Source organism: Halomonas sp. C22 (assembly GCF_007655045.1).
In the GTDB taxonomy this organism is placed as follows: domain Bacteria; phylum Pseudomonadota; class Gammaproteobacteria; order Pseudomonadales; family Halomonadaceae; genus Vreelandella; species Vreelandella hamiltonii.
Map to the genome: position 1 here is coordinate 571,488 of NZ_VBVC01000003.1, position 8,759 is coordinate 580,246.

Annotated in this window: 11 protein-coding genes; 6 read left to right on the top strand and 5 right to left on the bottom strand. The window is 65.0% G+C overall.

Features of this window, described 5'->3' with window-relative positions; all coding sequences use genetic code 11:
* Positions 1 to 258 (top strand): hypothetical protein, encoded by a 258-nt coding sequence (locus FEU76_RS09295; RefSeq protein ID WP_016914931.1) that lies wholly within the window; start codon positions 1 to 3, stop codon positions 256 to 258.
* Here FEU76_RS09295 and aroE read toward each other — a convergent pair.
* The 5 genes from aroE to FEU76_RS09320 form a co-directional block, all read right to left on the bottom strand.
* Positions 255 to 1,076, bottom strand: coding sequence for a shikimate dehydrogenase (aroE, locus tag FEU76_RS09300; protein ID WP_144982385.1), 822 nt, complete (start codon positions 1,074 to 1,076; stop codon positions 255 to 257). The genes FEU76_RS09295 and aroE overlap by 4 nt on opposite strands.
* Entirely contained in the window at positions 1,073 to 2,050 is a 978-nt protein-coding gene (gene hemF, locus FEU76_RS09305; RefSeq protein ID WP_039180355.1) for an oxygen-dependent coproporphyrinogen oxidase, read from the bottom strand. The genes aroE and hemF overlap by 4 nt, the downstream gene beginning before the upstream one ends.
* A gap of 81 nt (positions 2,051 to 2,131) precedes the next feature.
* On the bottom strand, positions 2,132 to 2,689 hold the full coding sequence (locus tag FEU76_RS09310; RefSeq protein WP_039180357.1) for an L-threonylcarbamoyladenylate synthase: 558 nt from the start codon (positions 2,687 to 2,689) through the stop codon (positions 2,132 to 2,134).
* Between the two features lie 47 nt (positions 2,690 to 2,736).
* The gene (gene dprA, locus FEU76_RS09315; protein WP_144982388.1) at positions 2,737 to 3,903 is read right to left on the bottom strand and encodes a DNA-processing protein DprA; all 1,167 of its coding nucleotides are present in this window, start codon (positions 3,901 to 3,903) and stop codon (positions 2,737 to 2,739) included.
* Between the two features lie 94 nt (positions 3,904 to 3,997).
* Positions 3,998 to 5,041, bottom strand: coding sequence for a LysM peptidoglycan-binding domain-containing protein (locus FEU76_RS09320; RefSeq protein WP_144982391.1), 1,044 nt, complete (start codon positions 5,039 to 5,041; stop codon positions 3,998 to 4,000).
* Between the two features lie 194 nt (positions 5,042 to 5,235).
* Here FEU76_RS09320 and def point away from each other — a divergent pair, with 194 nt between their 5' ends.
* The 5 genes from def to FEU76_RS09345 form a co-directional block, all read left to right on the top strand.
* The gene (def, locus tag FEU76_RS09325; RefSeq protein WP_081136606.1) at positions 5,236 to 5,748 is read left to right on the top strand and encodes a peptide deformylase; all 513 of its coding nucleotides are present in this window, start codon (positions 5,236 to 5,238) and stop codon (positions 5,746 to 5,748) included.
* A 136-nt stretch (positions 5,749 to 5,884) separates the two neighbouring features.
* A complete protein-coding gene (gene fmt / locus FEU76_RS09330) occupies positions 5,885 to 6,883 on the top strand; it encodes a methionyl-tRNA formyltransferase (protein ID WP_144982394.1) in 999 nt (332 codons plus the stop codon).
* Positions 6,880 to 8,211 carry a 16S rRNA (cytosine(967)-C(5))-methyltransferase RsmB gene (gene rsmB, locus FEU76_RS09335; protein WP_016914939.1) on the top strand — a complete coding sequence of 444 codons (1,332 nt, stop codon included), beginning with the start codon at positions 6,880 to 6,882 and terminating at the stop codon, positions 8,209 to 8,211. The genes fmt and rsmB overlap by 4 nt, the downstream gene beginning before the upstream one ends.
* 59 nt (positions 8,212 to 8,270) lie before the next feature.
* Positions 8,271 to 8,477, top strand: coding sequence for a dodecin (locus FEU76_RS09340; RefSeq protein ID WP_016914940.1), 207 nt, complete (start codon positions 8,271 to 8,273; stop codon positions 8,475 to 8,477).
* 111 nt (positions 8,478 to 8,588) lie between these two features.
* Positions 8,589 to 8,759 (top strand): NAD-binding protein (locus FEU76_RS09345; RefSeq protein ID WP_186299120.1); only part of this gene is annotated, 171 nt, incomplete at its 3' end.

The window sequence follows — 8,759 nt, forward strand, 5'->3', positions numbered from 1 at the left end:
ATGATCCGACTGGGTTTACTGCTGCTGGTACTGCCGATTCTGGTGCTGCTGAGCGTCTATTTCTGGGAACTGGGCGACGTACGCGCCTGCCATCTCGAAGGGGGCTACTGGAACTACCTGGAAAGCGCCTGCCGCGAGACGCCCCAGCCGTTCGTCTCCTGGCTGGAGCGCTCTCCCTTGCTGGTGAACGGAGGCATGCTGCTCTCCGTGGTGGGGCTGGTGATGTGCATGGTGGGGTTCTACACCAAACCCCGCTAGCCGCCCGTCAATGACTGTCGAAGCCGCGTGCGCACCTGAGACGTCTCGGGGCGCACGTTGCGCCACAGGAAGAACGACTCGGCGGCCTGCTCGACCAGCATCCCCAGGCCGTCCAGCGGCTGTGCGCCCTGCGCCTCGGCCCAGCGCAGAAAGACCGTGGGCTCGGCCCCGTACATCATGTCGTAGGCCCAGGCACCCTCGCTGAACAGGGCATCTGGCAGCGGCGGCAGCGCGCCAGAGAGGCTGGCACTGGTGCCGTTGATCACCAGATCGAACGGCCCCTCGATGGCCGCGTAACCGCTGCCGCTGATCGGCCCCAGGTCAGCGAACGCAGCGGCCAGCTGAGTGGCTTTTTCGGCCGTCCGGTTGGCCACCTGCAGGCAGGCGGGCTTTTCCGCCAGCAGCGGCTCCAACACGCCCCGCACGGCACCGCCAGCGCCCAGCACCAGCAGGCGTTTACCCTTCAACGTCACGCCCTGATAGGCAAGGTCACGTACCAGCCCGACCCCATCCGTGGTGTCGCCATAGGTACGGCCATTGCCGCCGACGATCAGCGTATTGACGGCCTGCGCGCGTTTGGCCCGGTGGCTGAGCGTGTCGCACAGCGCAAAAGCATCGCCTTTGAAAGGCACGGTCACATTGGCACCGCGCCCGCCCGCCGCCACGAAGGCCTGCCAGGCACGGGCGAAGCCGTCGGTAGGTGCCAGCTGCGCGACGTACTCCATGGCCTGCTCGGTCTGGCGGGCAAACTCAGCGTGAATCATCGGAGACTTGGAGTGCTCGATGGGGTTGCCGAACACGCAGTAACGGTCGCTCATGAGGCCTCTCCACTGGGCTGGCGTTGCGATTGAGGCTGGGCCTGAGGCTGCGGGGACTGGCCCGCTTCACCCAGCCAGTCACGCGGCACCAGGTAATCGTGCAGTTGCGCTTCGCGGCTGCCCTGGGCAGGCGTGAAGTCATACTCCCAGCGCGCAAGGGGTGGCATGGACATCAGAATCGACTCCGTGCGCCCACCGCTTTGCAGGCCAAACAGGGTGCCCCGGTCCCATACCAGGTTGAACTCCACGTAGCGGCCACGACGATAGAGCTGGAAGTCGCGCTCCTGCTCGCCCCAGGCATCGGCCTGACGACGCTCGACGATGGGCAGGTACGCCGCCAGGAAGCTGTCCCCCACGGCGCGCTGAAAGGCAAAGCACTCCTCGAAGCTGCCTTCGTTGAGGTCGTCGAAAAACAGCCCGCCCACGCCTCGGGTCTCTTCCCGGTGCTTGAGGTAGAAATAGTCATCGCACCACGCCTTGTAACGCTCGTACACCCCTTCCCCAAACGGAGCGCAGGCATCACGCGCCACGCGATGCCAGTGCACCACATCCTCGAATACAGGGTAGTAGGGCGTGAGATCGAAACCGCCGCCAAACCACCAGACCGGCGGCTCGCCCTCCTTCTCGGCAATGAAAAAGCGCACATTGCCGTGGCTGGTGGGGATATGCGGATTTTCAGGATGCATGACCCAGGAAACCCCCACCGCATGGAAACTGCGCCCAGCCAGCTCCGGGCGGGCGGCCGTGGCCGACGGGGGCAACTGAGCACCAAAAACATGCGAGAAATTGACGCCGCCCTTTTCGAACACCCGCCCATCGGTCATGACCCGTGAGCGACCACCGCCGCCCTCTTCACGCTGCCAGCTATCCTCCCTGAATGTGGCCTGGCCATCGGCGGCGCTCAAACCGGCGCACAGCCGATCCTGCAGATCCAGAAGGTAGTGTTTGACGTCGTCGAGGTGTTCGTGGGCCACGGTAGCTCCTGGTGAGATGAATCGTGAATCGTAAGTCATGAACCGATGATGACGAAGCGATGATGTCGGGGCACTAGTGACTCAAGCGCGCATCACCTTGCCGGTCAGCAGGTCTCTGATGGTGCTGGGCTTGGCATTGCCTCCCAGCTCTCCGGCCACGATGGCCGCGACTTCCTCGCCAAAAATGGTGACGACCTCGTCGGCGCTCATGGCGGGTGGGTCACCGGCTCGATTGGCCGAGGTGGACACCAGCGGCCCGCCAAAGGCTTCACAGAGCGCTTTCATCAGCGGGTGGTCGGTCACGCGCAGGGCCACGCTCTGGTGAGCGCCGCGCACGAGGCCATGGCTACGGCCATTATCGGGCACCAGCCACGTATTGGGGCCAGGCCAACTGGCGGCCAGCGGCGCATGCAGCGCCAGGGGTAGCTGGCTCAGCCAGGGCTGGAACTGTTGAATACTGGCCGCCACCAGAATGACGCCCTTGGCCGGGTCACGCTCTTTCATGCGCATCAGGTGCGCCAGCGCCTCGTCATTGTCCGGATCACAGCTCAACCCCCAAACGGCTTCGGTAGGGCAGGCAATCACTCCCCCTTCCCGTAGCGCCTGCACCGCTGCTTTCACGTCAACCGCCGTTTTCATGGACGCTCCTACTGGCTATCGAACCATCAGATCGAGAAAGCGCCATCTTACCATGCTGCCGTCAGCCGAACCCAGCCACCCGCACGCTGGGCCACCTGCCCTTCCAGCTCCAGCATCAATAGCCGCTGCTGACACTCACTGACCGACAGCCCCGTGCTCTGCACCAGCCAGTCGATGGGCGTGGGGGAAGGCCCCAGCGCGTGCAGCAGGCGGTCAGGCGGCTCTGTCTGGGCAGAGTCTGTCTGGGCAGAGGGCGTTGGCGACATCGGCGTGGGGGCCGCAGGCGAGGCCTTCTCGGCAGGGGCTGCCTCCGAGGGCGTGAGCATCGGCCAATAATGCGGTGCCCAATGCTGAAGCTCGGCCAGAATGTCCTCCACGTGGCGCACCAGCGTCGCGCCATTGCGCAACAGCTGCAGGCAACCACGGGCTTGAACGTTATGCAGCGACCCCGGCAGGGCAAACAGCTCTCGCCCCTGCTCCAGCGCCAGCCGGGCACTCACCAGCGAGCCGCTTTTCTCGGTGGCTTCGACCACTAGGGTTCCCAACGAAAGCCCCGTGACGATGCGGTTGCGGCGTGGAAAAAAGGCCGGACGCGCCACGGTGCCCGGCGGGTGTTCGGAAAGCAGCAGCCCACCGGGCTGGGTGCTCAGCTGCTCGTGCAGCTCGCGGTGGCGCGCCGGATAAATGACGTCCACCCCACACCCCAGCACGGCGATCGAATGCCCTCCGGCGGCCAGCGCGGCGCGCTGGGCAACGCCATCGACGCCCAGCGCCATCCCGCTGACGATGCACCAGCCACGGCTGGCCAGCTCACGGGCAAACGCCTGGGCATGGCCACTGCCTTCGGCGGTCGGTTTGCGGGTACCTACCATGGCCAGGCCCGGGCCCTCCAGCGCCTGCAAATCCCCTTGTGCCCACAGCACCACGGGCGGGTCCGGCAATTGGTTCAGCAAGGCAGGCCAGGCCGGGTGGTCGCGGTGCAGTAGATGACGATGGGGCGCCTTGCCCAGCCACGCCTCGGTCTCTTCCACCACCTGCTGAAGCGGGCTGCGCTGAGGCTGCGCCAGCCATAACCTGAGGGCATTGGCCGCCGCACTGGGCAGCGCCGCCAGCCAGCCCTGTGGCCACTGGGGCGAGCGGGCCACCAGCCGTGCAATACGGGCTGCGCCCATGCCGGGCAATGCATTGATTACCAGCCACTCCCTGGCGTCCATCGCCACCTCCTTTTCATCGTTCGAGTACACCTGCGGCCTAACAGGTTATGTACGAAAGCCAGGCCATGTACGAAAACCAGGCTGAGTACGAAAACTAGTGCTGGGGAGTTCTCACCACGTCACCCACGGCCAACACATTGGAAGCCTGCATGACCAGCGCATAGCTCATGTGACTGTAGGGTTTGAAGATCATCACGAGTCCCGCCTCGGTGGCGGGCAGCTGAATCAGCTCCTGGGTGCGCGGGTCGTTGACCACTTCGCCTTGCTGATCGACACGCAAGACATGGCCGGGCTGCAGGCCATCCTGGGTGCCCACATCCAACGCCACGACCTGCAACCGGCCAATGAAGCGAACGCCGCCGGGCACAGCCACGATCCGCCCAGCCACCTGGTTCAGCGGCGCCCTGGGAGTAAAGGCCTCGCTGACCGGAATATCTTCCAGCGGCAGCAGGATGTCGTTGTTGCGCACTTCCTGATTGGCACTCAGCACTTCGACACGTGAAATATCGCCTTCACTGCTGATGCGCAGCGCTTCGCCGATACTGATCAACTCGTCGCCCAGCAGGGTGCCGTCCGCCGCCAGATAAGGCTCGCCGGGGCGATAGATCCCCAGCCGCTGGCGGGCAGGCAGCTCGCCACGCACATAGAGCGTATCCCCGGCACCGCTGATCAGCCGCTGGTTGTCGCCACCCACCACATAGGCCAGCTCCTGAACATCCTCACCCGGCTCGACCACCCGGTGATCGCGCAAGAAAGAGCGCACCACGTCCATGGGAATGGGCGTGATCGCTTCCCGCTCGGGAACGCTGCGCATTTGTGGCGATAGCCGAACCACGCCTTGGCCACGCTCCAGCGTCAGGCACGGCTGACCCTGGCAATCGCCCAGTACCAGTACGTCGCCTGGGTAGATGAGATGCGGGTTGCGAATCTGCGGGTTGGCTTGCCATAGTGCGGGCCACTGCCAGGGGGAGCGCAGGTAGCGTGCGGAGATATCCCATAGCGTATCCCCGGCGACCACTTCGTAGCGCTCGGGTGCATCGCTGCGCAGCCGCTCCCAGGCCTGCGCTGCCGGGCTCAGCGCCAGCCAGGCCAGCAGCACTCCCAACACGCTGTGATAAAACGGCTTTCCAGCTACCATCCTAGCCACCATCCGTTCTCCCCTCGTTATCCCCTGGTGATTGTTTGAAGCAGTTGCGGGGGCGCCACGGCGCGGCGCGTGCCCAGGAACGCTTATGGCATGATATAGTGGTCAATATAAAGCACTTAGGCCCGCCGACACAGCGCGGCGCCTGCTCATCTTCAAGACTCTGCATAAACGGTGACGATAACGCCATGGCCAAACTTCCTATTCTCGTATTTCCTGACGAGCGCCTGCGCACCAAGGCGGTCGCGGTGGAAACCGTGGACGACGAGGTCCGCCAGCTCGTGGATGACATGCTGGAGACCATGTACGACGCCCGTGGCATCGGCCTGGCCGCCACGCAAGTCGACGTGCACCGCCGGGTGGTGGTCATGGATGTCAGCGACGACAACTCCCAGCCGCTGGTGATGATCAACCCGCGCTATGAGCCTATCGGCGAAGAGCGCGAGCCGCTGTCGGAAGGCTGCCTGTCGATTCCTGAGTATTACGCCGAAGTACCGCGCTACCTGAAGGTCAAGCTGACGGCGCTGGACCGCCACGGCGAGCCCTACGAGCTGGAAGCCGACGGCTTGCTGGCCCACTGCATTCAGCATGAGTACGATCACCTGGAAGGCGTGCTGTTCGTGGATTATCTGTCCCCGCTCAAGCGCGACCGGGTCATGAAAAAAATGCAGAAACGCTACAAGCAGATGAACGACGCCTGACCCCGGTTGCGTCATCTGGCCCTGGGCCGAGCTGACAACGTTGCCCCACAAGCTTACCTGTGACGACAACGCTGCCTCTCGGCCCTCCTGCGTTTCATCGGCAGCACTTTCTCTTTTCACTCAAGGGCTCTCCACCATGTCACCGTTACGCGTTGTTTTTGCTGGCACGCCAGACTTCGCCGCCTCCAGCCTTGCTGCCCTTCTCGACAGCGAACACGAAGTGGTGGCGGTCTACACCCAGCCCGACCGCCCTGCCGGTCGGGGACGTAAACTCACTCCCAGCCCGGTCAAACAGCTGGCTCAAGCCCAAGAGCTGCCGGTGTATCAACCCGTCAGCCTGAAAGACGCCGAGGCCCAGGCCGAGCTGGCGGCCCTGAACGCCGATGTGATGGTCGTGGTGGCCTACGGGCTGCTGCTCCCCCAGGCAGTGCTGGATACGCCGCGCCTGGGCTGCATCAACGTACACGCCTCGCTGCTTCCCCGCTGGCGCGGCGCGGCGCCCATTCAGCGCGCCATCGAAGCGGGCGACAGCGCCTCGGGCGTCACCATCATGCAGATGGATGCGGGCCTGGATACCGGCGCCATGCTGCACGAAGTGCGCACCCCGATCACGCCGCGCACCACGGGCGGCGACCTGCACGACCGCCTGGCCATTCAAGGGGCCAATGCGCTGATCCACGTGCTGGACAACCTCGACAACGGCAGCCTTCAAGCCACCGCCCAGCCCGACGAAGGCGTCACCTACGCAGCCAAACTCAGCAAGGCCGAGGCCGAACTGGACTTCTCTCAGCCCGCCGAGCAGCTGGCGCGCAAGATTCGCGCCTTCAACCCCTGGCCCGTAGCCTGGTGCGCGCTGGGCAGCGACCGCCTGCGCCTGCTGATGGCCAGCGTCGAGCCCGGCGAGCAGCCCGCCTGCCCACCAGGCACACTGCTGGCGCACGGTGAAGAGCACCTGCGCATTGCCTGCGGTGTGCAGGGCCAGGAGGTCTTGTGCGTCAGCCGTGCGCAACTGCCCGGCGGCAAGGCCATGGCCGTCCGTGACTTGTTGAACGCTCGCCAAACGCCGTTGACCGTGGGCCGTTGCCTGGGCCAGTCGCTGGAAGGAACCCAGCCACTGGAAGGAGTCGCCCAATGAACCTACCGCGCACACCCACGGGGAGCGGACTGGACGTGCGTGCGGCGGCGGCCAGAAGCCTGGTGCCGATCCTCACCGACAAGGGCTCCCTGGCGGGGCTGGACGAGCACAGCGTAGTGGCCAGGGACCGCGCGCTGCTCAAGGAGCTGTGCTATGGCACCTGCCGCCGCTTGCCGCGCCTTCAGGCGCTGGCCCAACGCCTGCTGAAGCAGCCGTTCAAGAAGCGCGACGCCGACGTTCAGGCCCTGCTCCTGATCGGTATTTATCAACTGCTCTACATGCGTACCCCGGCCCACGCCGCCGTGGGCGAAACCGCCGGAGCCGCCCGCCTGCTGGACAAGGAGTGGGCGACACGAGTGCTCAATGGCTGCCTGCGACGCCTGCAGCGCGAAGCCGACGCGCTGCAGGCCGAGGTGGACCGTGATGAAAGCGTCGCCCTGGAGCACCCCCAGTGGCTGCTGGGCAAGCTGCGCAGCGCCTGGCCCGATCAGTGGCGGGCCATCGCCCAGGCCAACAACGAGCCCGGCCCGATGACGCTGCGCGTCAACCAGCGTCACAACGACCGTGAAGCCTACCTCACGCGACTCACCGAGCAGGGGTTGGGCGGCGAGCTGTGCCTGCACGCCCCGGACGGCATTACGCTGCACACCCCCTGCGACGTGACCGTACTGCCCGGCTTTGCCCAGGGGCACGTCAGCGTGCAGGACGAAGCCGCCCAGCTGTCGGCGGCTCTGCTGGGCCCGGCCCTGGCGCCCAGGCCCGGCGCCCATGTGCTGGATGCCTGCTGCGCCCCGGGCGGCAAGACGGCCCATTTGCTGGAGCAGTTCGATATCGCCCTGACAGCGCTGGACAGCGACAATCAGCGCCTGGCCCGTGTCGATGACACCCTCGCTCGGCTGGGGCTCGCTGCAGAGCTGAAACATGCAGATGCGACCACCCGCGACTGGTGGAGCGGGACGCCGTTCGATGCCATTTTGCTGGATGCCCCCTGCTCCGGCACGGGCGTGATTCGCCGCCATCCGGACATCAAGGCCCTGCGCCGCAAAGAGGACATTCGTCAGTTGGCCAGCCTGCAGCAGCGCCTGCTCGACAACCTGTGGCCGCTGCTCCGCCCCGGCGGTACGCTGCTCTACGCCACCTGCTCGGTGTTGCCGGAAGAGAACAGCGGCCAGATCGAGGCCTTCCTGGCCCGCACCCCCGACGCCCGGGCCACCACGCCGAACGATGTGGCCTGGGGCGAGCCCAGCGGGCCGGGCAGGCAACTGTTTCCCGCACAAAACAGTCACGATGGCTTTTTTTATGCCAGACTGGAGAAGCAGACTGCCTAAGGCAAGCGCCTGGCCTCAGGGGCATTAGGCAGTGAATTCATGACAAGGATGGAGAACACATGAGTCATCACACCTACAAGCACATCGAACTTACCGGCTCTTCCGAAAAAGGTATTGAGGAAGCCGTTCAGAACGCGTTGGCCAAAGCGTCCGAAAGCGTGCACAACATGCGTTGGCTGGAAGTGACCGATACGCGGGGTCACATCGAAGATGGGCGTGTTGCCCACTGGCAGGTCACGATCAAGGTCGGCTTCACGCTGGAGTAATCGTCACCTGCTTTTCGACGGCGGCTGGTTTACACTGGCCGCCGTCTTTGTTGCAGCGCACACCGCGTGCTGATAAAACGCTGGCGCTCATAACGGAACCGATGCTTAGCGATGAAAATCATCATTCTCGGCGCCGGCCAGGTCGGCGGCACCCTGGCGGAGCACCTTGCCCGCGAGGAAAACGACATTACCGTCGTCGACACCGACGGCGCCAAGCTACGCGAACTGCACACCAAGCTGGATATCCGCACGGTCACCGGCGCGGGCTCCTACCCCATCGTG

Excerpts from the sequence above, each read along its gene's own strand:
- FEU76_RS09295 (WP_016914931.1), top strand. The coding sequence starts at position 1 with ATGATCCGACTGGGTTTACTGCTGCTGGTACTGCCGATTCTGGTGCTG.
- aroE (WP_144982385.1), bottom strand. The coding sequence starts at position 1,076 with ATGAGCGACCGTTACTGCGTGTTCGGCAACCCCATCGAGCACTCCAAG.
- FEU76_RS09310 (WP_039180357.1), bottom strand. The coding sequence starts at position 2,689 with ATGAAAACGGCGGTTGACGTGAAAGCAGCGGTGCAGGCGCTACGGGAA.
- dprA (WP_144982388.1), bottom strand. The coding sequence starts at position 3,903 with ATGGACGCCAGGGAGTGGCTGGTAATCAATGCATTGCCCGGCATGGGC.
- FEU76_RS09320 (WP_144982391.1), bottom strand. The coding sequence starts at position 5,041 with ATGGTAGCTGGAAAGCCGTTTTATCACAGCGTGTTGGGAGTGCTGCTG.
- def (WP_081136606.1), top strand. The coding sequence starts at position 5,236 with ATGGCCAAACTTCCTATTCTCGTATTTCCTGACGAGCGCCTGCGCACC.
- fmt (WP_144982394.1), top strand. The coding sequence starts at position 5,885 with ATGTCACCGTTACGCGTTGTTTTTGCTGGCACGCCAGACTTCGCCGCC.
- rsmB (WP_016914939.1), top strand. The coding sequence starts at position 6,880 with ATGAACCTACCGCGCACACCCACGGGGAGCGGACTGGACGTGCGTGCG.
- FEU76_RS09340 (WP_016914940.1), top strand. The coding sequence starts at position 8,271 with ATGAGTCATCACACCTACAAGCACATCGAACTTACCGGCTCTTCCGAA.